Genomic DNA, 20,649 nt, shown 5'->3' with positions numbered 1-20,649 from the left:
CATGGTTCGTTCGGTTGTCTCCCGGCGCACGGTCCTCGGCGGGCTCGGCGCCCTGACCGTGGGCGGGCTGGTGGGGTGCGGCAACGAGGCCTCCCCCTCCGGTGGTTCCGCCTCCGGCACCGACGGGCCGGCCGCGGCGGTGACCTACCAGTTGTCCTGGACGCATTCGGTGCAGTTCGGCGGCACCTACCTGGCGCAGGACCGGGGCCTGTTCCGGGACCTCGGGCTGGACGTCAGCCTCGCGGCCGGCGGACCCAACGTGGCCGGGGACGCGAACACGGTCAGCGGGGCAGCGCTGATGAACGTCTCGGTGGCGGACGGTGTCGCCCGGTCCAATGCCGAGGGCGCCGACCTGGTCATCATCGGTGCCCAGTACCAGAAGAGCCCTGTGACGATCCTGTCCCTGGCGGATGCGCCACTGACCTCCCCCCAGGACCTGGTGGGCAGGAAGATCGGCGTGGCCGGCACGGACACCCCCGGGCTGGAGGCCTTCCTGGCCATCAACGGCCTGACCCAGGACCAGGTCGAGTTCGTCCCGAGCCAGTACGACCCGGCGGTCCTCACTGCCGGCCAGGTCGACGGCCTCTACTGCTTCTACAACGACCTTCCCGTGGCGCTGGCCGTCCAGGGCATCGAGGGGCACTCGATGCTGCTCGCCGACTTCGGCTACGACCCGATGAGCCAGACCTACACCGTGTTGCGTTCCAGCCTCCAGGACGAGGCGCGGCGCGACCAGGTCATCCGGCTGCTCCGCGGGGACGCCCGCGGCTGGCAGCTCTACCAGGACGATCCCCGGGCCGCCGCCGAGCTCGCCGTCCAGGCGTACCCCGATGCCGGCCTGGACCTGGAGACGCAGCAGGAACAGGCGACGGTCCAGCTCGACATCATGTTCTCCGAGGCCACCGAGCAGTTCGGCTTCGGGTGGTTCACCGACGACCAGGTCCAGGAGAACCTGCGGCTGTTCGAGCTCCTGGGCATCGAGGGGGCCACCGAGCAGATGTGGGACCGGAGCATCCTCGACGAGGTGTACCGGGACGGGCCCACCGCGTGACCGGCGTGCAGACCGCCCGCACGGCGGGACGACCGGCCCCCGAGGTGCTGTGCACCGCCGTCGCCAAGACCTTCCCCGGTCCGGCGGAGCCGCTGCCCGTCCTGGCGTCCCTGGACCTGACCCTGGAGGCCGGTTCGGTCACGGCCCTGGTCGGGCCCTCCGGGTGCGGGAAGTCCACCCTGCTGCGGATCATCGCGGGCCTGGAACACCCCGACGCCGGCGGGTCGGTGCGCATCGACGGTGACGACCCGCTCGAGGTGCGCCGGCGCGGCGAGCTGGCCATCGCCTTCCAGGACGCCTCGCTGCTGCCCTGGCGGACCGCCGCCGGCAACGTGGCCCTGGCCCGGCGGCTGGCCGGTCAGCCGGTCGACCACCGCAAGGTCGCCCGGTTGCTGGGCATGGTCGGCCTGGCCGGGTTCGAGAAGGCCCGTCCGGCGCAACTGTCCGGCGGGATGCGGCAGCGCGCGGCGATCGCCCGCTGCCTGGTCACCGAGCCGAGGCTGCTGTTGCTCGACGAGCCCTTCGGCGCGGTCGACGAGCTCACCCGTCGCAGGCTCAACATCGAACTGCCGCCGCTGTGGTCCGGTGCCACCACCACCACGCTGCTGGTGACCCACTCGATCCCCGAGGCGGTCCTGCTGGCGGACCGTGTCCTGGTGATGTCGGCCCGGCCCGGCTCCATCGTCGCGGACCTGCCGGTCGGCCTCGAACGGCCGCGGCGGATGCAGCAGCTGCATTCCCGGCGCTTCACCGAGCTCGTGGACCGGATCGGCACCCTGCTGGGCGTGGACGAGTACGCCCTCGGCCAGGGGTGAGGAATGGTCCTGCAGGGTGAACAGGCCGTCCAGGCCACGGGCCGCGACGGCGACGGCCCCCGTCCCGCCCGTGCCCGGCCGGCTGCCGCACTGCGCGTGCTCCTGGGCTGGGTCCTGGTGATCGGCCTGTGGGAACTGGTCGGCCGGACGGTCCTGGCCGACCGGCACCTGATCGGTGTCCCCTCCGGCATCCTCGGCACGCTCGTGGAGAACGCCGACGTCTACGGCCGGGGGCTGTGGTTCACCACGCGCGAGGCGATGATCGGCTACCTGGCCGGCAACGTGGCGGCCGTGGCCCTGGCCCTGCTGGTCGTGCTGTTGCCGGGCCTGGAGCGGACGGTGCTGCGGCTCGCCCTGGTCGTCTACTGCCTGCCCCTCGTGGCGCTGGGGCCGCTGCTGCGACTGGCCTACGGGTTCGGGGACGGGCCGCAGGTCACGCTGGCGGCCCTGGCCGTCTACTACCTCACCCTCGTGCCCCTGCTGGTGGGCATGCGCGCCGTGCCCCGGTCCTGGCTCGACCTGACGGCCACCTACGGCAGGGGCCGCTGGACCACGCTGGTCACCGTCCGGGCGCGCGCGGCCCTGCCGTACCTGATGGCCGGGTTGCAGGCCTCGGTGCCCGCCGCCTTCCTCGGAGCACTGGTCGGGGAGTTCACGGGGGCCGAGCGCGGCATCGGGGTGCTCTCGATCCAGGCGCTGCGGAGCCTGGACACCGACGGCCTCTGGGCGTTGATGATCCTCAGCGCCGTGGTGTCGATGATCGGGTACGTCCTGGTCTCGTTCATCGCCCGGCGGTTGGCACCGGAGCAGCCGACGGTGCTGCTGGCCACGCCCGGGGCCGACCCCCGGCGGCCCGCCTGGCGACGCTGGCTCGTCAGTGCCGGCGGCGTGGCCCTCACGGCGGCGATCGTGCTGCTGGCCTGGGCCGGGCTGTTCTGGCTGCTCGACCTCAACCCCTATTTCGCCAAGCGCCCCTGGGACGTCTGGGAGTGGCTGGTGTCCGCGCCGACGGCCGCCGAGCACCGTGCCGAGCTGTTCACGGCGGCCAGCCAGACCGCCCTCGTGGCCGTCCCCGGTTACTTCGCCGGTCTGGCGCTGGGCGTGCTCCTGGCCGCCGCGTTCTCCCTCTCGGCCCGCGTGCGGCGGGCCCTGACGCCCGTCGCCGTCGCCCTGCGGTGCGTGCCGATCATCGCGATCGCGCCCCTGCTGGTCGCCGCGCTCGGCCGCGGGTCGTTCGGCACCGCCGTCGTGGTGGCCCTCATGACGTTCTTCCCCACGCTGGTCTCGTGCCTCTACGGCCTGGGCCGGCTGCCCGGCCAGGTGGCCGACGTCTTCGCCGCCTATGCCACGCCGCGCACGAGGGTACTGGTGCTGGGCCGGCTGCCGGCAATGGCGCCGGCGTTCTTCGCCGCCGCGCGGATCGCCGCGCCCACGGCGCTGCTCGCCGCCACGGTTGCCGAGTGGCTGGCCACCGGGACCGGGCTGGGCAACATGATGGCCGTGGACGCGGCGACGAGCCGGTACACCTCCCTGTGGTCCACGGTCGTGGTCGTCACGCTGATGGCGCTGGCGGGATATGCCCTCGTCGAGGCCGTCGAGCGCCGGGTGCTGGCCGTGGTGGCGCCGGAGCAGTCCCGCTGGTGAGGGCGGCGGCCACCCGGGCCGCGGTGTCCGACCACCTCGTCAGGCGGGCGCATTGCCCGGCCGCGTCTCGTCGCCAGCGGTCCCTGAGCCGCTCGTCCGCCAGCCAGGCGCGCAGGGCCCCGGCCAGGGCGCCGACGTCACCGGCCGGGAACGTCTCCCCCGCCCCCTGCGCCTCGACGGCACCGGTGCCGGACGCGACGACGGACGGGATCCCCCTGGCCAGGGCCTCGGCGACGACCATCCCGTAGGTCTCGGCACGCGAGGTGTGGACCAGCAGGTCGGTGGCGTCCCAGACGGCGTCCAGGTCCCTGCCGTGGAGGGGCCCCGTCACCCCGACACGGCCGGTGAGCCCGGCCTCGGCGATGCGCTCACGGACGCGGCGGCTGAGGGCCTCGTCGACGGTGTCGGGACCCACCAGCCGGGCGGTCCAGTCCAGGTCCCGTAACCGGGCCAGCGCCTCGACGACCGTGAGGGGGTCCTTGCCGGGGGTCAGCCGGGCCAGCCACAACAGCATCGGCGGACGTCCGCGGCGCACCGAGCCGGGCGCGGGCGCGACCGGGTCGACGCCGGGGACGGCCACCACCGCGTCGTGGCGCCCGTACCGGTCGGCCACCGCGGCGCCGGCCCAGGCGCTGGTCACCACCACCCGGCTCGCCGTCCGGACGGACTCCGCCTCCGCTGCGGCGAGTCGCTGCCGGTCGGGGGCCGGCAGGGCCGGGTCGTCGGCCGGGAAGTAGTGCACCAGGATCGTGACCCGGCGTCCGGCCGAGACCGCGTCGGCGATTTGGTCCGGCACTGCCGAGGCGACGATGTTGCCGATGAGCCAGTCCTGCTCCCGGGCCAGCACGCCGGAGAACCGCCGGCGGTCGTCGTCCGAGGGCAGCGGCCAGTTCCCCGTGACGGGATACTCGCGAACCTCCAGCCCCCGCGCCCGCAGGGCCACCGTGAGCTCCTCGTCGTAGCGGTTGCCGCCACTGGCCGAGTCGCTGCGCCAGCGCACGAAACCCGTCGGGGGGTGCGACATACGGGACCTCCTGGACTGCCAGGGAAGCTGACGGCACCGGCGTCGACCGCGCCGGCCGAAAGGGGCCAGCACACCTCGGGCGACCGGTGCCGGAAGACTACACTGAGCCTCGTCGAGAGGGAGACCATGTCGGGTGTGGTAGCAGGGTACGGCGCCTTCGATCCGGCCATGGGCCGGCGCATGCTGGAGCGCCTGGCCCACCGGGGACCGGACGGGTCAGGAAGCCAGGGCGTCGGAAGGGCCTGGATCGGCAGCAGGTACCTGACGATCACCGACCCCGTGTCGGGCAACCAGCCGCTGTGGGGAGGCCGGGACCGGGACCTCTGGCTCGTCGGGGACGGGACGGTCCAGAACCACCGGCGCATCAGGCAGACGGTGGGTGGCGATCGTTTCACCACCGAGTCGGACCTCGAGGCCGCCATCGTCCTCTTCGAGGACGTCGGTCCCGGGGCCTTCGAGCGGCTCTGGGGTTCCTACGCCCTGGTCATCGCCGCCGGGGACGGCCGCTTCGCCGTGGCCCGCGACGTCCTCGGGCTGTGCCCGCTGTACTGGGCCACGCGGGACGACACGGTGATCTTCGCCTCCGAGCTCAAGGCGTTCGACGAGGACCTGCGTCCCTCTGTGCGTCCCTTCCCCCCGGGACACCACTGGACCCCGGAGGGCGGCCTGTCCCCGATCCGGCGCTTCCCGGGCACCGTCCCCGTCCTGCTCCAGAGCCGGGCCGAGGACGAGGAACCCCCGGCGTGGGTCTTCGACGCCCTCCGGGAGACCCTGGTCAGGGCTGTCGACCGGAGCCTCTCCGGACAGCAGCCCCCCGGGGTGCTCCTGTCCGGAGGCGTCGATTCCAGCATCATCACCGCGATCACCGCCCGACGGCTCGGCGCCGATGGCCGGAGGCTGAAGACATTCGCCGTCGGCCTGGAGGACAGCACCGACCTGACCGCCGCACGCGTCGTCGCCGACCACTGCGGCACCGAGCACCACGAACTCATCTATACCGCGGACGACGCGATCGAGGCGGTCCCCCGGGTCGTCGCCGGACTGGAGTCGTTCGATCCCACGCTCGTCCACTCGGCCGTGCCGAACTACTTCGTCTCCCGGTTGGCGGCCCGCCACGTCAAGGTCATCCTCGTCGGCGAGGGAGCCGACGAGCTCTTCGCCGGGTACTCCCACTACGGCGAGCACAGTGGGGGCCCGGAATTGCACGCGGACCTGCTCGAGACCCTCCAGGGCATGCACATCGGAGGGCTGCAGCGGGTCGATCGCGTGGCGGGTGCCCTCGGGGTGGAGCCGAGGCTCCCCTTCCTCGACCTGGACATGGTCGAACTGGCCATGGCGCTTCCCCCGGAATGGAAGCTGGTGCGACCCGACCGGCCGGCCAAGTGGTTGTTGCGACGGTCCTTCGACGGCTGGCTGCCCGACGAGGTGCTCTGGCGGCGGAAGGAGCAGTTCGGTGAGGGGACCGGGATGAACGAGGTGCTCAGCCACCACTTCGGGCGGACGGTCGGCGCGGACGAGCTGGCGGCCGAGGCCGGTCGGGTGCGTCCGCCCCTGCGGACGCGCGAGGAACTCGCCTACTACCGGATGTTCATGGCCGCCCTGCACGGCGTGGATGCCGAGACCACCGTCGGCCGGTTCACGGAGGCGTGAACACCGGCCGACGGGGCCCGTGCCTCAGGAGCCGATCAGGCCCTGCTCCTGGAGCCATTCCTCGGCGACATCGCTCGGATCCTCGCCGTCCGTGTCCACCCGTCCGTTGAGCTGCATCATCGTCTCGTTGGTGAGCCGCTCGGAGATGGGCGCCATGATCTCCGCGATCTCCGGGTACTGGTCCAGCGTCTCCTGCCGGAGGGTCATGGCCCCCTGGTACTCGACGAAGAACTCCCGGTCGTCCTCCAGGACCTGCATGTCGTTGGCCGCGATCCGAGCATCGGTGGAGAACACCTCGCCGAACTCACAGGTGTCCCCGACCTGGGTGTAGATCAGGTTCAGGTCCAGTTCGACGACACGGGAGAACTCGAAGCCGTAGGCCTCCTCCAGGCCGGGCAGGCCGTCGTCCCGGTTGATGAACTCACTCGCGGCACACACACGTGCCCGGTCCGGGTTCGCGTTGATGAAGTCCGCGGCGTCGGACTGGGTCGCCAAGCCGTTCTCGGTGGCGAAGTCCTGCTTGACGGCGATGCGGTAGGTGTTCTCGAACGGGGCCGGGTCCAGCCACGCGATGCCGTTCTCCGCGTCTGCCGTTGCCACGGCGTCGTACAGGTCCTCCGGGGCGTCCTCGGTCGTATTGCCGAGGATGTTCACCCAGCCGGTACCCGTGTAGTCCCAGTAGAAGTCGATCTCCTCGGACGCGAGCGCCTCGCGCACGGTCGCGCTGCCCGAGATCCCGGTCTGGTCCTCGACGGTCGCGCCGGCGTCCTCGAGGGCATGCGCAGTGATCTGGGACAGGATCACCGACTCGGTGAACTCCTTGGATCCCGCCGTGAGCTGTGCCCCCTCCAGCAGCCCGGTGTTCGGGCTCTCACCCCCACCACCACTGCAACCGGTCAGCACGAGGGCGGCGACAGCCGCCAGCCCTACGCCGGTGTTCTTGGTCCTTGTGTTCATGCCTGCCTCCATGTTGGTCCTTGATCGGAAGTCGTGGTCCCTCGCCCGGTGTCTCAGGCATCCGCGAGGCGTAGTCCGCGCGGCGTGAGCAGGTCCTCCGCGATACCGGCCAGGTAGTCGATGAACAGCGCCAGGGCTGCTGTCAGGATGGCGCCCACCAACTGCACCAGGACCCGGTTGGTGGACAGTCCTGCGACGATGATGTCTCCCAGGCCGCCCGCGTTGATATAGGTCACCAGCGTCGCCGTTCCCACGTTGATGACCAAGGCCGTGCGGACACCGGCCAGGATGACCGGCACCGCCAGCGGCAGTTCGAGCTTCCAGAGCACGTGCAGTCGGGAGAGCCCCATGCCCCGTCCAGCCTCCAGCACGGCGTCGTCGACCTGCTCGAGCCCCACCATGGTGTTCAGCAGCACCGGGATGATCGCATACAGGACGAGGCCGACGATCGCGGCCTTGAAGCCGAGGAACAGGAAGCCCACCGCCAGCAGCACGAGGATGGAGATCGTGGGGACGGCCTGTCCGAGGGTCAGCACCCCGATGACGAACGGACGGGTCCTGCGGGCGAACGGGCGCGTCAGGAGTATGCCCAGGGGCACGGCGATCAGCAGCGTGATGGCGGTGGACACGGCCGTGAGCAACACGTGCTCACCGGTCGCCGTGGCCAGTGCACTCGCGTTCAGGGACCGGGCCTCGATCGAGTCCAGGTCCTGGCCGCCGACGTAGAGGTACAGCGACACCAGGGCGACGGCCAGGATCACCGGCATCGTCAGGTATCCCGTCCAACGGCGCCGACCCGGCGCCGGCGGGGCCTGCGGGACGATATCGGCGGCGTGGCCGTCCACGGCGGACCCGACGCTCATGGCCGGGCCCCCGCGTCGGTGATGTCCGTCCTGGCCTCGTCGACGGCCGACCGGCGCATCGACCGGATGGCCTGGTTGATCTGGTCGATGTCCACGACGCCCCGGTAGCGTCCCGACTCGTCGACCACGACGGTGACGGCATGGCGGGCGGCGATGAGTTCGTTCAGGGCGTCGCTCAGGGTGGCCTGGGGTTCGACCACGGCCTGCGGTACGGCACCGATCTCGTCCAGTGACCGGACGGGCTCGTGCCGCAGGTCGTCCAGCCCCACCCATCGCGCCGGCCGACCCGCCCCGTCGAGGACCAGGACCGCGCTGCGCTGTGAGGAGAGCAGTGCCGCCCGGGCCTGGTCCACGGAGTCGCCCGCCCCGACGGTCGGCCACGGGCTCAGTTCGATGTCCCGGACCCGCGTGAGGCTGAGGCGCTTGAGTGAGGCGCCCCCGCCGATGAAGTCCCGCACGAAGTCGTTGGCCGGGGCCGTGAGGATCTTCTCCGGGGTGTCGTACTGGGCGATCCTGGAACCCTCCTGCAGGATGGCGATCCGGTCTCCCATCTTGATCGCCTCGTCGATGTCGTGGGTGACGAACACGATGGTCTTGCGGACCTGGGACTGCAGCCGGAGGAACTCGTTCTGGAGTCGTTCGCGCGTGATCGGGTCGATGGCCCCGAACGGCTCGTCCATCAGCATGACCTGGGGGTCCCCCCCGAGTGCGCGGGCGACTCCCACGCGCTGCTGCTGGCCGCCGGACAGCTGCTTGGGATAGCGGTCCCGGAACTCGGCCGGATCCATGTTGACGGTCCGCAACAGGTCATCGACACGCGCCCGGATCCGCTCTGCATCCCAGCCGAGCAGCCTCGGCACGGTGGCCACGTTCTCACCGATCGTGACGTGGGGGAACAGGCCGATCTGCTGGATGACGTACCCGATCCTGCGGCGCAACTGGTCGGGGTCCGACCTCGTGACGTCCTCGCCGTCGATGATGATGCGGCCCGAGGTCGGTTCGATGATCCGGTTGATCATCTTCATGGTGGTGGTCTTGCCGCAACCGGACGGCCCCACCAGTACGACGATCTCTCCCCGTCGGATGTCCATCGTCAGCCCGTCCACGGCGTTCCGCTGGGCGCCGGGGAATCGTTTCGTCAAGTCCTCCAGCCGGATCATCACGTCGGCATCGGTACGGGTGTCGTGGGTCTGGGTCATCGGATCCCTCGCGAAGTGGTGAGGCGGCGGACGGCATGGAAGAGCAGGTCGAAGAGGATGGCCAGCACGATGACCCCCAGGGTCCCTGCCAGCACCAGGTTGACGGCGACGGGTGTCCCCACGCGCGCCAGCCCGGTGAAGATCAGTTCTCCGTAACCGGGCCCGTTGACGATCGCCCCGATCGCCGCGATGCCCAGGAGGACGAGGGTCGTGACCCGCACCCCGGTGATGACCACCGGCCAGGCCAGGGGCAATTCGATCTGCATCAGGCGCTGGCGCCGGCTCAAGCCCATGCCCTTGGCTGATTCGATGATCGCGGGATCGACCTCGCGCAACCCGGTGATGGTGTTGCGCACCACCGGCAGGAGCCCGTACAGCACGAGTGCGAGCAACACGGGCGGCCACCCGAGGCCCAGGGGGCCCAGCAGGAGGATGAACAGGGCGAAGGACGGGATGGTCAGGAAGGTACCGCTGATGGCAAGGACGATCTGCCGTGGCCGCTCGGTGCGGTACGTCGCGACCCCGAGGGCGACTCCGAGGATCGTGGCGATGACCACCGCGGCGCCGACGAGCGCAGCGTGCTGCAGGCCGAGCTCGAGCATGTCGTCCGAACGGTCCACCAAGAACTCGAGAAACTCCACTGCAGCCTCCTCGGGACCAGCCGTCGTCTTCGGACACTATAGTTCAGCCTGTTCACACGGAACTCCAAGGTGGTTCCCGGACAGCCTCGTCCCGGCGCACGGGCTCAGTACGTCAGTCGCACCGCCGCCTCCCGCAGGTACCGGTCGACCAGCAGGTAGGCGTCACGAGTCAGGGCACGCCAGAACCGGACGGCCAGGCCGGTGTCCGTCTCCTCCAGCGCGTCGAGGGCCTCCGGGGTCAGGACCATGAGCTCGACGGCACCCACGGCCTTCTCCGTGGTCTCCTGCCTGTCCTCGCTGCCCAACGCGAGTTCCCCGAAGGTCATCCCGGCACTGAGCGTGTTCAGGCGCACGCGGTTTCCCTGGGGATCCGAGGCCAGCGTGTTGACCTGGCCGGAGACGATGAAGTGCACTCCGCCGAACCGCTGGCCCACCCGCCGGATGACGTCACCGTCCTGGTAGTCACGCCGCTCCATCAAGGACTGCAGCAGCTCCCGCTCGTGCCGGTCCAGTGCGGTGAGGACGGGTGACTCGGTGACCGGAACGCGCGGAGCAGGCCGCGCGGGCGGCCCGTGCCGTTCCAGCACACGGTCCTCGCAGTACTCGATGGCCTCCCCGAGGCTTCCGAAGGTGTTCGCCGGCACGTCCCGGAGGGCTGCGCCCGCTGGGGAGTCCTCCCCCGTGACGAGGACGCACTCTCGGTGCTCCGCCGTCAGGCGACGCTGCAGTTCGGCCAGCATGTCCCGTCCGAGCCGGCCGACGTCATGCACCTGGCGCAGGTCGAGGACGACGATCTCCACCTCACCGCCGAGTTCGCTCACCGTCCGGACGAGGGACTCCGTGCCCGCGAAGAACAGGTCGCCGACGACCTCCACGACGCAGGCCCGACCGCTGGAACGCTCCAGGACCTCGGCCTCCTCCTCCGTCCGCCGCACGCGGGACGGCAGTTGGGAGATCTCCACCACCGCCTTCACGGCCGACCTGCCGTTGCGTGCGGCCCTCACGAAGTGCATCTCCATGTCGGCGGACAGCCGCCGGCACGTCTCGACCCCGCGAACGCTGTTCCCGTGCCCGTCCAGTGGGGGCGCGAAGACCGCGAGACCGGCCTGGCCGGGGAGGACCGCCAGGGTGCCCCCACCGACCCCGGACTTGGCCGGCATGCCGACTTCGCTGGCCCAGGAGCCCGCGTCGTCGTACATGCCCGAGGTCATCATCACGGACAGCACCCGTTCCACGATCTCCATGCTGAGCACCTCGTTCCCGGTCAACGGATTCGTGCCTCCGTTGGCCAGGGTGGCCGCCATCAGCGCCAGGTCCCGAGCGGTGACCTGGACGGCGCACTGCCGGAGATAGGTCTCCAGGGCGCGCGTCGGATCATCGTCGATGATGCCGAAGGACCGCAACAGGAACGCTAGGGCATGATTGCGGTCACTGTGGCGCATCTCGACGTCGAACACGGACTTGCTGCTCGTCAGCTCCCGCCCGGCGCAACCGGAGTACAACTCCGTGATCCTGCGCAGGGCAGGCTTGCCACCGCTGCCCCTGATCATCGAGGCCACGGCCAGGGCCCCGGCATTGACCATCGCGTTCGGCGGCCGGCCGGTGTCGGGCGCCAGGGAGATCTGGTTGAACGGGTCACCCGAGGGCTCGACGTCCACCTTCTCGTCGACCGTCTCGAACCCATGGTCGGCGAGGGCGAGAGCGTACGTGAACGGCTTGGAGATCGACTGGATGGAGAACTCCGTGCCGGCCGCGCCGGCGGAGTACACCTGGCCGTCGACCGTGGCCAGGCAGATACCGAAGTCCTCGGGGTCGGGCGCCCGGCCGGCCGGGTGGACCGGGTAGGGCTCTCCCCCGCGCAGTTCACGGACGTCGGCGAGCACCTGGTCGAGTATCCGCTGGATGGGCGAGTGCATGGCCCCACCGTAGCCGCTGGTTTCCGGCGGGCACCGGTGGTATCGCGCCCGGCCGGCGGGTCAGCCGGCAGCCCGGCGCACCAGCGCGCGGATCTCGTCCTCGGCCTGAGGGGTGAGCCGTGTCAGTGCGAACGACGTCGGCCAGAACCCGCTGTCCTCGTCCTCGAACCGTGCCCCCTCGTCGAAACCCAGGGTCGAATAGCGCGCCTTGTCCGCCGCACCGCTGCGGAAGAAGCAGACCACCGTGCCATCACGGTAGTAGCCGGGCTGGCCGTACATCAGTCGCGGGGTCAGGTCCGGCGCGACCTCGGTCACGATCGCGTGGATCCTCTCCGCCACCGCGCGGTCCCGGGCGTCCATGCCGGCGATCGTCCTCAGCACGTCGTCCCGGTCTCCGGCGGCCTTGCTCATGGACTTGGGCAGCAGTCCCATGGTCCGACACTCCTTCATCTAGGGCTCGGCTCCCGTGCCGTGCTCGTGGCCTCCACGGTAACCCCGGGTTCCAGGACGCGCGTCCCGGGACCCGGACGTCCGGGCGTGGCGGCACCGCCGGCCGCAGTGACGTGGGACAGCAAAAAGGCCCTTCCTCAGGTGAGGAAGGGCCTTTCTTCTGGTGGAGGTAAGGGGATTCGAACCCCTGACCTTCTCCATGCCATGGAGACGCGCTACCAACTGCGCCATACCCCCAGAAGGGTGTTTCCCCGGCCGTTTCGTTTTCGTTCCGTCCGAAGCAACTCGATAAATATACACAGCTCTTCGATCGGTTCGCAAATCGAGGTCCGACACGGGCAGTCGGCCGGCGATCACCCGTGCCGCCACCGGGGCGGGAACGCGCCCCGGTGGGGTCTCGGCCGCTGGCGTGGCCTACTGCGCCTGGGCCTCACCCGGCGCGCCGGGTGTCCAGTCCCGCGGGGTGTCGTCCGGGGTGATGGTCGAACCGGGTTCACCGGCTCCCACCCCGTCCGTGAGGCCGAGGTCGATCAGCGGGGCGTCCTTCCAGAGGCGGTCGAGGGCGTAGAACACCCGCTCCTCCTCGTGCTGGACGTGCACCACGAAGTGCCCGTAGTCCAGCAGCACCCAGCGGCCGCCGGCCTTGCCCTCACGGCGGATCACGTCGAGCTTCAGCTGCCGGCTGAGCACTTCCTCGACCTCGTCCACGACGGCGACGACCTGCCGCTCCGACGAGGCCGAGGCGATGAGGAACGCGTCGGTCAGCCCCATCCGCTCGGCCACGTCGACGGCCACGATGTCGGTGGCCTGCTTGTCTGCTGCGGCCTGGCCGGCCAGCTTCAGCGCGGTCAGGGTGGTGGGGGGACGGTCACGGGCAACTCCTGGAGGGTGGGTGGTACGACGGTGGTCACAGGGCCAGGGCGATGATCAGCGCGATGACCAGGATGGCGAAGACGACCGCGGCCACGATCACCAGGGTGCGCTCCCGGGAACCCCACGCCGAGGCCGGCAGGGAGTCCAGCCCGTGGGCGGACTGCGCCTGGATCGGTTCATGGCGCACGGACGCGGCGGCGGGCTCGGCACCGGACGCCCCGACGGGCGCAGCGGGGGGAACAGTGGCCAGCATGCCGGTCTGGTTGAGGAGACGGGCCTTCTCCGCCAGCACCTCCTGCTCCCGCAGCAATTGCGGGTCCACGTTCGCGGGGTCATCACCGGCGGCGGCGAGGCGTTCGGCCAGGGCCGCGGCCTCGAGGGCCAGGGACTCCCGGGTGACGGGTTCTTCGCCCTGTCCCGCGAGTCCGGCCGGGGCACCTGCCGGTGCCTCCGCGCGTCGGGCCGTGGCGGGCGAGGACTCGGGGCCGGCGCCGGACTCCTGACGCCGGCGCATCTCGCGCAACTGCCGACGGGTGAGCGGTTGCCCGTCGGGGCCCACCGGCACCCCGTCGCTGGCGACGGTGTACCCGGTGGGGGCATCGGACTCGAAGACGCGGGCCAGGGCGGCGGGGGCCTGGCCGGGGCGGGACACGACCCGCCCGTCCTTGAGCAGGGGCAGTTCGGCCACGCCGGGGAGCACGCCGGGGAACGTGCCGGTCAGCGGGCCGACGTCGGCCGGGTCGACCCCGGAGGCGGGCAGGTCGAGGATCGCCTCGGAGGTCTCCCCCGCCGGCGCCCCGGCCTCAGTGTCCACCCGGCGGTGCTGGCGTTCGGGACGGCGGGTGGGATCAACAGCACTCACGCCCGGACCTCCGGGGCGTCCTGGCTGCGGCGCCCGCCCAGGCCGCCGCCCGGGCCGTGCGCGTCGGGCAGGTACAGGAGGTGCTTGGCAATGTACTGGACCACGCCGTCCGGCACGAGGTACCAGACCGGCTTGTGGGCCTGGACCCGGGCGCGGCAATCGGTCGAGGAGATGGCCATCGCCGGGACCTCCATGAGCATCACGCCCGTCTCCGGGCCGACCTCCACGAGGTCGTGCCCCGGACGGGTGACACCGACGAACTGGGCCATGTCCCAGAGGGTGTCCACGTCCTTCCAGGTCATGATCTGTTCCAGGGCGTCCGCCCCGGTGATGAAGAACAGCTCCGCCTCGGGCCGCAGGATGCGCAGGTCACGCAGGGTGTCCGCGGTGAAGGTCGGTCCGGGACGGTCGATGTCCACCCGGGACACCGTGAAGCGCGGGTTGGAGGCGGTGGCGATGACCGTCATCAGGTACCGGTGCTCGGCCGGGGACACCTTGTTGCCGTCCTTCTGCCATGGCTTGCCGGTGGGCACGAAGACGACCTCGTCCAGGTCCAGCTCGGCGGCCACCTCGGAGGCGGCCACGAGGTGTCCGTGGTGGATCGGGTCGAAGGTGCCACCCATGACGCCGAGGCGGAACCGGCGCCGACCACCATCCTGCTGACGGGTCGCCGAGGCCTGCTCGGGCTCGGCCACGTCACAGATGGTCTGGGTGGGCTTCTGGAGTGAGTCGGTCACTACGCGGCGGGAGTTCGACGGAGGATCAGTGGGTTCCCCAGTGGCTGTGCTCGCGCTCGTCGTAGCCACGGCCCTGGTGGTAGTCGTCCACGCCCGGCACCTCGTGGCGGCGGCCGACGGAGCGCAGGCCCATGACGGCGGCCAGCATCAGCAGGAAGAGCAGGAAGGAACCCACGCCGATGACCGAGGCCGGCAGGAACAGCGGGTTGACCACGAGGTGCTCCTCGGCGGCCAGGACGGTCAGGGCGGTGATGGTGTTCATCTGGTGGATCTCCCTCGAAGGGGCCGGTCATCCGGCCACAGGTCACGGTGATGTCTGGGCCCCATCCTAGTACGTCCCCCGTTCAGATCCGGACCTGGCCCTCCCCGCGAAGCACCCACTTGGTGGTGGTGAGCTCCTCGAGGCCCATGGGTCCGCGGGCGTGCATCTTCTGCGTGGAGATGCCCACCTCGGCGCCCAGGCCCAGCTGACCGCCATCGGTGAAACGGGTGGAGGCGTTGACGATCACCGCGGCGGAGTCGATCTCGGTGACGAAGCGGTCCGCGTTGGCCAGGTCGTTGGTGACGATGGCCTCGGTGTGGCCGGTGGACCAGCGCTGGATGTGCTCGATCGCCTCGTCCAGGGATCCCACCGTCTTCACGGCCATCTCCAGGGCCAGGTACTCCCGTCCCCAGTCCTCGTCCCGAGCGGTCTCGGCCTGGGCGCCGTCCGGCAGCCAGGCGCGGGCGCCCTCGTCCACGTGCAGGAACACGCCGGTGCGGGACAGGGCCCGCAACACCTCGCGGCCGGCCTCCTCCGCCTGGGCGTGGATGAGCAGGGTCTCGGCGGCGTTGCACACCGAGACCCTCTGCGTCTTGGCGTTCAGGGCGATGTCCACGGCCATCTTGACGGGCGCGGAGGCGTCGATGAACAGGTGGACATTGCCCTCGCCGGTCTCGATGACGGGGACCCTGGCCGTGCGCACCACGGACTGGATCAGGTCGTGGCCGCCGCGCGGGATGAGCACGTCCACCGAGCCCCGCTCGGACATCAGTGCGGTGGCACCGGCGCGTCCGTACTGGTCGATGCCCTGGATGATGTCCGCCTCGAAGCCCTGGTCCCCGGCCACCTCGCGCAGGATCGAGATCAGCGCGGCATTGGTGTTCCTGGCGGCCGAACCGCCGCGGAGGATGACGGCGTTGCCGGACTTCAGGGCCAGCCCGGCGATGTCCACGGTCACGTTGGGGCGGGCCTCGTAGATGGCGCCCACGGTGCCGAGCGGGACCCGGACCTGGGTCATCCGCAGCCCGTTCGGCAGGTTGCGGCCGCGCACCACGTCACCGACCGGATCCGGCAGGGCCGCCAGCTCCTCCAGGGCCACGGCCAGGGCCTCGATGCGCGCCTCGTCCAGGGACAACCGGTCCAGCATCGCCTCGGACGTCCCGGACTCGCGGCCGGCCGCCACGTCCTTCTTGTTCTCCGCGATCAGGTGCCGGGTGTTCAGCCGCAGCTTCGCGGCCATCGCCCGCAGCGTCTCGTCCTTGCGGGCCCGGCCCGCGGTGGCCAGTTCGTGGCGGGCCCGCCGGGCACGCTCGCCGACGGACCGGATGGCCTCGCGGACCTCCTCCGGCACGTCGGTCCCACCGTTCCCGGACACCGGGGCGTCCTGGGCGGTCTCGACGGTCTCGGCGGTCACGGCGTTCTCAGCGGCACTGTTGGGCATGCCCCGGAGTCTACCGGCGGCGCTGGGCCCGGGCCGAGAGCCGGACACAATCGTCCGTGTGCACCACGGGGCGCTGGTACTCCGGGCCGAGTTCCTCGCGCAGGTCGGCGGTGGTGCGCCCCAGCATGGGGGGCAACTCCGAGGAGGAGTAGTTCACCAGTCCGCGGGCCACCACGGTGCCCCGGGCATCGGCCAGCTCGATCGGGTCACCGGCGTCGAAGCGGCCCTCCACCCCGGTGATCCCGGCCGGCAGCAGGGACCTCTTGTTCCGCACCACGGCGGTGACGGCACCGTCGTCGAGCACCACCCGGCCGTGCACCTCGGCGAGCAGCCCGAGCCAGGTGCTCCGCGCCGTCCGGCGCCTGCCGGAGGCCTGGAACCAGGTGCCCACGTCCTCCCCCGCCAGCGCGCGATTGGCGTTGGCCGCGGAGGTGACGAGGGCGTGGATGCCCGAACCGGTGGCGATCCCGGCGGCCTCCACCTTGGTGACCATGCCCCCGGTCCCGACGCCGGCCGGGCCGGTCCGGCCGATCGCCACGTCCTCCAGGTCGGCCCGTGAGGCGACGGAGGGGATGCGCTGGGATCCGGGCCGTGAGGGCGGGCCGGTGTACAGGGCGTCGACGTCGGTGAGCAGCAGCAGCGCGTCGGCGCGCAGCAGGTTGGCCACCAGGGCGGAGAGCCGGTCGTTGTCCCCGAACCGGATCTCCGCGGTGGTCACCGTGTCGTTCTCGTTGATGATCGGCACCACCGCGAGGGCCAGCAGCCGGTTCAGCGCCCGGAACGCGTTCGTGTACTGGGTGCGGCGGATCAGGTCCTCGGCGGTCAGCAGCACCTGGGCCACCTCGGTCTGGTGCCGGGCGAAGGACGCGGCGTAGTGCGCCAGCAGCTTGCCCTGCCCCACGGCGGCCGCGGCCTGCTGGGTGGCCAGGTCCCGCGGTCGCTTGCCCAGGCCCAACGGGTGGATGCCCGCCGCGATGGTGCCCGAGGACACCAGGGCGACCTCGGTGCCGCGTGAGCGCACGGCCGCGATGGTGTCCACGAGGGAGTTGATGGCCGCGTGGTCGACCCCGGTGGGCGTGGTCAGCGAGGACGAGCCGATCTTGATGACCAGGCGGCGGGCGCGGTGCAGGGTGTCCCGTCCGGTGACGGGGTTCATGACCTGCTCAGCCATCGACGGGCCCTTCGGCACTCCCCGTCCCGGCGTTCTCGCCGTCCGTGTCCCGCGCATAGCGTTCCGTCCAGATGCCCGACCGGCGCTCGGCCTCCAGCTCGGCCTGGGTGCGGGCCCGGGCCGCCTTGCGGTCCTCGAGCTCCTGGCGCTTCTGCTCGCGGGTGGGGCGGGACCGCTCCTCCATGCGCAGGTCGGCCCCGCGCGGGCCGGCCAGCAACTCGGCACCGGCGGCCATGGTGGGCTCCCAGTCGAAGACCACGCCGTTGTCGTCACTGCCGATCACCACGGCGTCACCAGGCTTGGCGCCCTGCTTGAAGAGCTCGTCCTCCACGCCCAGGCGATTGAGCCGGTCGGCCAGGTAGCCCACGGCCTCGTCGTTGGTGAAGTCGGTCTGGGCGATCCAGCGCTCCGGCTTGGTGCCGCGCACGCGGAACAGCGGCTCGAGGTTGCGCTCCTCGCGCGTGATCTCGAACTCCTTGGCACGCACGGACCGCGGCCGGACGACCACGGGCTCGGCGGTCTCCACGGGCTCCGGCATCCGGTCCCGGGCCTCCTGGACGAGCCCGGCCATGGCGAACTTCAGCGGGTCCAGGCCCTTGTGCGAGACCGCGGAGACCTCGAAGACGCGCAGTCCGCGGGCCTCGAGGGACTCACGCACCATCTCGGCCATCGCCTGGCCGTCCGGCAGGTCCGTCTTGTTCAGGGCCACGATGCGCGGCCGCTCGTTCAGCGGGACGACGCCCTCCCCGGCCTGGGCGAAGGTCGGCTCCACGGCGTAGGCCGCCAGCTCGGCCTCGATCGCCTCGAAGTCGGCCATCGGGTCCCGGTCGGACTCCAGCGAGGCGCAGTCCAGCACGTGCACCAGGGCGGCGCAGCGCTCCACGTGGCGCAGGAACTCCAGGCCCAGGCCCTTGCCCTCGGAGGCGCCCGGGATCAGGCCCGGGACGTCGGCCACGGTGAATCGGACGTCGCCGGCCTGCACCACGCCCAGGTTCGGCACGAGGGTGGTGAACGGGTAGTCGGCGATCTTGGGCCGAGCCGCGGACAGGGCGGCGATCAGCGAGGACTTGCCGGCCGAGGGGAAACCCACCAGGGCGATGTCCGCCACGGACTTGAGCTCCAGGACGATGTCCAGTTCGTCACCGGGGGTCCCGAGCAGGGCGAAGCCGGGGGCCTTGCGCTTCTGCGAGGCCAGCGCCGCGTTGCCCAGGCCGCCCTGGCCACCGTGGGCCACCACGTAGGAGGCGCCGTGGCCCACGAGGTCGGCGAGGATGTTGCCCTGGATGTCCTTGACGACGGTGCCGTCCGGGACGGAGAGCGTGAGGGACTCCCCGTGGGCCCCGTGCCGGAAGTCTCCCTTGCCGGGCCCGCCGTTGCCGGCGTGCCGGTGGGGGGCGTGGTGGTAGGACAGCAACGTGGTGGTCTGCGAGTCCACCACCAGGGTGACGTCGCCGCCGTCGCCGCCGTTGCCGCCGTCGGGTCCGCCCAGGGGCTTGAACTTCTCCCGCTTCACGGAGGCCACGCCGTGGCCTCCGTGTCCGCCGGATACGTGCAGGACCACCCGGTCCACGAATGCCGCCATGGCCGCCTCTCTGCCGCACCCGCTCTGCCGGGGCGATGTTGGTGTTGCTGGTCTCCAGTCTGACGTACTCCCGCAGGGGCACGCCGTGACCGGTGCCTGTTAACGACTCCGGCGGAGGCGGACCAGTCTGGCCCGCCCCGCCGGGGCGATGTTCAGGTCCGGGAGCTCATGCCCCCGGTGCCGTCACGCGAGTGATCACTCAGCGGCGGCAGGAACGATGTTGACGACCTTGCGGCCGCGGCGGTTGCCGAACTCCACGGCGCCGGCGGACAGGGCGAACAGGGTGTCGTCCTTGCCGATGCCGACGTTGGCGCCCGGGTGGAACTTGGTGCCGCGCTGGCGGACCAGGATCTCACCGGCGTTGACGGCCTGGCCGCCGAAGCGCTTGATGCCGAGGAACTGCGGGTTGGAGTCGCGGCCGTTCTTCGAGGAACTACCGGCCTTCTTGTGTGCCATTGTTCAATCCTTCGGTGTGGTGCGGCCGGTGGCTTCTCGCCAGGAACCGCGGGGTCTGGTTGTGCGTGACCGGGCTAGCCGGCGAGGCGCAGGATCAGGCGATCGAGGTGACCTTGACGGTGGTCAGCTCGGACCGGTGGCCCTGGCGCTTCTTGTAGCCGGTCTTGTTCTTGTACTTCTGGATGACAATCTTCTTGCCACGGGAATGGTCGACGACCTCGGCGGTGACCTTGACCTTGGCCAGGTCATCAGCACCGGTGGTCACCTTGTCCCCGTCCACCAGCATGACGGCGGGCAGCTCCAGGGAGCTTCCGGCCTCAGCGGCGACGCGGTCAAGGGTAACGAGGTCTCCGACGGAAACCTTTTCCTGGCGGCCGCCAGCGCGGACAATCGCGTACACCACTTGGGACTCACTTCTCTCGACGATGACGATTCTGTTCTGCTGCACTCAGGGCCTGCCCAAACCAGCGGTGTCCGGCCGGCGAATGCGGACGGTCCCGGACAGCGGGGGCGATACCTTGAGGCGGACCGGCGGGCCTTCCGACGCCCAACACCAGGGGCAGAGAAGAAACGACGGCGGCGCAGCACCGAGTGACTATCCTACCCGCCGGGCCCCCGCTGGGCCAAATGCCGGTGAGACGGCGCGCCGCGGCCGGTCGAGGACCGCGGCGCGCCGGGACGGGCCCGGACTACTCCGGGCGGGCGATGTCCTCGGCCTTGACCCCGACGCCGATGATCGACGGCGCCGCGGCCCGGGCCGCGCCGCCGGCGCCCTCCGTCGCGGACTCACCGGCCGCAGCGGCGCCCGCTCCGGCGGCGCCGACGGAGGCGCTGAACCGGTGGCCGCCGCTGGAGGCCGCGGTCAGCTCCACGGTCTGGATTTCACCCGAGGTCCCGTCCGAGGACGCGGCCCGACGACGGCGACGGGTCGGGGCCGCCGGGGCCTGGGCTGCGGGGGCCTGGGCCGGTGCCGCCTGTGCGGGCGCCGGTGCAGGGGACTGCAGGGCCGGGGCGGCCGACGGCTGCGGCTCGGGCTGCTCGCGCGCTTCCCTCGG

General features: G+C 71.2%; 21 protein-coding genes and 1 tRNA gene. 4 read left to right on the top strand and 18 right to left on the bottom strand.

Going from position 1 to position 20,649, the window contains the following annotated elements; genetic code table 11:
* Position 1: 1 nt before the first annotated feature.
* The 3 genes from CITRI_RS0110150 to CITRI_RS0110140 are packed head-to-tail and all read left to right on the top strand — an operon-like array spanning position 2 to position 3,510.
* Complete coding sequence (locus CITRI_RS0110150; RefSeq protein ID WP_010144679.1) at positions 2 to 1,051, top strand: ABC transporter substrate-binding protein; 1,050 nt, start codon at positions 2 to 4, stop codon at positions 1,049 to 1,051.
* Positions 1,048 to 1,866 (top strand): ABC transporter ATP-binding protein, encoded by an 819-nt coding sequence (locus CITRI_RS0110145; RefSeq protein WP_010144678.1) that lies wholly within the window; start codon positions 1,048 to 1,050, stop codon positions 1,864 to 1,866. Before CITRI_RS0110150 ends, CITRI_RS0110145 begins: the two co-directional genes overlap by 4 nt.
* Before the next feature lie 3 nt (positions 1,867 to 1,869).
* On the top strand, positions 1,870 to 3,510 hold the full coding sequence (locus CITRI_RS0110140; protein WP_010144677.1) for an ABC transporter permease: 1,641 nt from the start codon (positions 1,870 to 1,872) through the stop codon (positions 3,508 to 3,510).
* On the opposite strand, the gene CITRI_RS0110135 is transcribed toward CITRI_RS0110140, so the two are convergent.
* Complete coding sequence (locus CITRI_RS0110135; protein WP_029139217.1) at positions 3,419 to 4,534, bottom strand: glycosyltransferase family 4 protein; 1,116 nt, start codon at positions 4,532 to 4,534, stop codon at positions 3,419 to 3,421. The two genes, CITRI_RS0110140 and CITRI_RS0110135, sit on opposite strands and share 92 nt — an antisense overlap.
* 126 nt (positions 4,535 to 4,660) lie before the next feature.
* On the opposite strand from CITRI_RS0110135, the gene CITRI_RS0110130 reads away from it, so the two are divergent.
* Complete coding sequence (locus CITRI_RS0110130; protein ID WP_010144675.1) at positions 4,661 to 6,184, top strand: asparagine synthase-related protein; 1,524 nt, start codon at positions 4,661 to 4,663, stop codon at positions 6,182 to 6,184.
* Positions 6,185 to 6,208: 24 nt separating this feature from the next.
* Here CITRI_RS0110130 and CITRI_RS0110125 read toward each other — a convergent pair whose 3' ends face one another.
* The 17 genes from CITRI_RS0110125 to CITRI_RS19650 all read right to left on the bottom strand — a co-directional run.
* Positions 6,209 to 7,141, bottom strand: coding sequence for a glycine betaine ABC transporter substrate-binding protein (locus tag CITRI_RS0110125; protein ID WP_029139216.1), 933 nt, complete (start codon positions 7,139 to 7,141; stop codon positions 6,209 to 6,211).
* A 53-nt stretch (positions 7,142 to 7,194) separates the two neighbouring features.
* Positions 7,195 to 8,004, bottom strand: a complete 810-nt coding sequence (locus CITRI_RS0110120; protein ID WP_029139215.1) for an ABC transporter permease — start codon at positions 8,002 to 8,004, stop codon at positions 7,195 to 7,197.
* A complete protein-coding gene (locus CITRI_RS0110115) occupies positions 8,001 to 9,203 on the bottom strand; it encodes an ABC transporter ATP-binding protein (protein ID WP_010144671.1) in 1,203 nt (400 codons plus the stop codon). The genes CITRI_RS0110120 and CITRI_RS0110115 overlap by 4 nt, the downstream gene beginning before the upstream one ends.
* The gene (locus CITRI_RS0110110) at positions 9,200 to 9,844 is read right to left on the bottom strand and encodes an ABC transporter permease (RefSeq protein WP_010144670.1); all 645 of its coding nucleotides are present in this window, start codon (positions 9,842 to 9,844) and stop codon (positions 9,200 to 9,202) included. Before CITRI_RS0110110 ends, CITRI_RS0110115 begins: the two co-directional genes overlap by 4 nt.
* A gap of 104 nt (positions 9,845 to 9,948) precedes the next feature.
* The gene (gene glsA, locus CITRI_RS0110105; protein ID WP_010144669.1) at positions 9,949 to 11,760 is read right to left on the bottom strand and encodes a glutaminase A; all 1,812 of its coding nucleotides are present in this window, start codon (positions 11,758 to 11,760) and stop codon (positions 9,949 to 9,951) included.
* 60 nt (positions 11,761 to 11,820) lie between these two features.
* Entirely contained in the window at positions 11,821 to 12,192 is a 372-nt protein-coding gene (locus CITRI_RS0110100; protein WP_010144668.1) for an iron chaperone, read from the bottom strand.
* A 179-nt stretch (positions 12,193 to 12,371) separates the two neighbouring features.
* Positions 12,372 to 12,447 (bottom strand) — tRNA-Ala (locus tag CITRI_RS0110095).
* 177 nt (positions 12,448 to 12,624) lie between these two features.
* On the bottom strand, positions 12,625 to 13,062 hold the full coding sequence (gene rsfS / locus CITRI_RS17300; protein ID WP_050813657.1) for a ribosome silencing factor: 438 nt from the start codon (positions 13,060 to 13,062) through the stop codon (positions 12,625 to 12,627).
* A 55-nt stretch (positions 13,063 to 13,117) separates the two neighbouring features.
* Positions 13,118 to 13,945, bottom strand: coding sequence for a hypothetical protein (locus CITRI_RS0110085; protein ID WP_141566062.1), 828 nt, complete (start codon positions 13,943 to 13,945; stop codon positions 13,118 to 13,120).
* On the bottom strand, positions 13,942 to 14,568 hold the full coding sequence (gene nadD / locus CITRI_RS17295) for a nicotinate-nucleotide adenylyltransferase (protein WP_050813658.1): 627 nt from the start codon (positions 14,566 to 14,568) through the stop codon (positions 13,942 to 13,944). The genes CITRI_RS0110085 and nadD overlap by 4 nt, the downstream gene beginning before the upstream one ends.
* A 139-nt stretch (positions 14,569 to 14,707) precedes the next feature.
* Positions 14,708 to 14,944 (bottom strand): hypothetical protein, encoded by a 237-nt coding sequence (locus CITRI_RS17290; protein ID WP_010144664.1) that lies wholly within the window; start codon positions 14,942 to 14,944, stop codon positions 14,708 to 14,710.
* Between the two features lie 82 nt (positions 14,945 to 15,026).
* Positions 15,027 to 16,385, bottom strand: a complete 1,359-nt coding sequence (locus tag CITRI_RS0110070; RefSeq protein ID WP_010144663.1) for a glutamate-5-semialdehyde dehydrogenase — start codon at positions 16,383 to 16,385, stop codon at positions 15,027 to 15,029.
* A gap of 10 nt (positions 16,386 to 16,395) precedes the next feature.
* Positions 16,396 to 17,556, bottom strand: a complete 1,161-nt coding sequence (gene proB, locus CITRI_RS0110065; protein ID WP_010144662.1) for a glutamate 5-kinase — start codon at positions 17,554 to 17,556, stop codon at positions 16,396 to 16,398.
* Positions 17,549 to 19,138 carry a GTPase ObgE gene (obgE, locus tag CITRI_RS0110060; RefSeq protein WP_010144661.1) on the bottom strand — a complete coding sequence of 530 codons (1,590 nt, stop codon included), beginning with the start codon at positions 19,136 to 19,138 and terminating at the stop codon, positions 17,549 to 17,551. The genes proB and obgE overlap by 8 nt, the downstream gene beginning before the upstream one ends.
* Positions 19,139 to 19,333: 195 nt before the next feature.
* The gene (rpmA, locus tag CITRI_RS0110055) at positions 19,334 to 19,594 is read right to left on the bottom strand and encodes a 50S ribosomal protein L27 (RefSeq protein ID WP_010144660.1); all 261 of its coding nucleotides are present in this window, start codon (positions 19,592 to 19,594) and stop codon (positions 19,334 to 19,336) included.
* Positions 19,595 to 19,688: 94 nt separating this feature from the next.
* Entirely contained in the window at positions 19,689 to 19,997 is a 309-nt protein-coding gene (gene rplU / locus CITRI_RS0110050) for a 50S ribosomal protein L21 (RefSeq protein ID WP_029139212.1), read from the bottom strand.
* 286 nt (positions 19,998 to 20,283) lie between these two features.
* On the bottom strand, positions 20,284 to 20,649 hold a 366-nt coding region (locus tag CITRI_RS19650; RefSeq protein ID WP_010144657.1), incomplete at its 5' end, for a hypothetical protein.

The organism is Citricoccus sp. CH26A (assembly GCF_000224415.1).
In the GTDB taxonomy this organism is placed as follows: domain Bacteria; phylum Actinomycetota; class Actinomycetes; order Actinomycetales; family Micrococcaceae; genus Citricoccus.
Note: the sequence above shows the minus strand (reverse complement) of the source record. Positions and strands in the feature narration are given on the sequence as shown.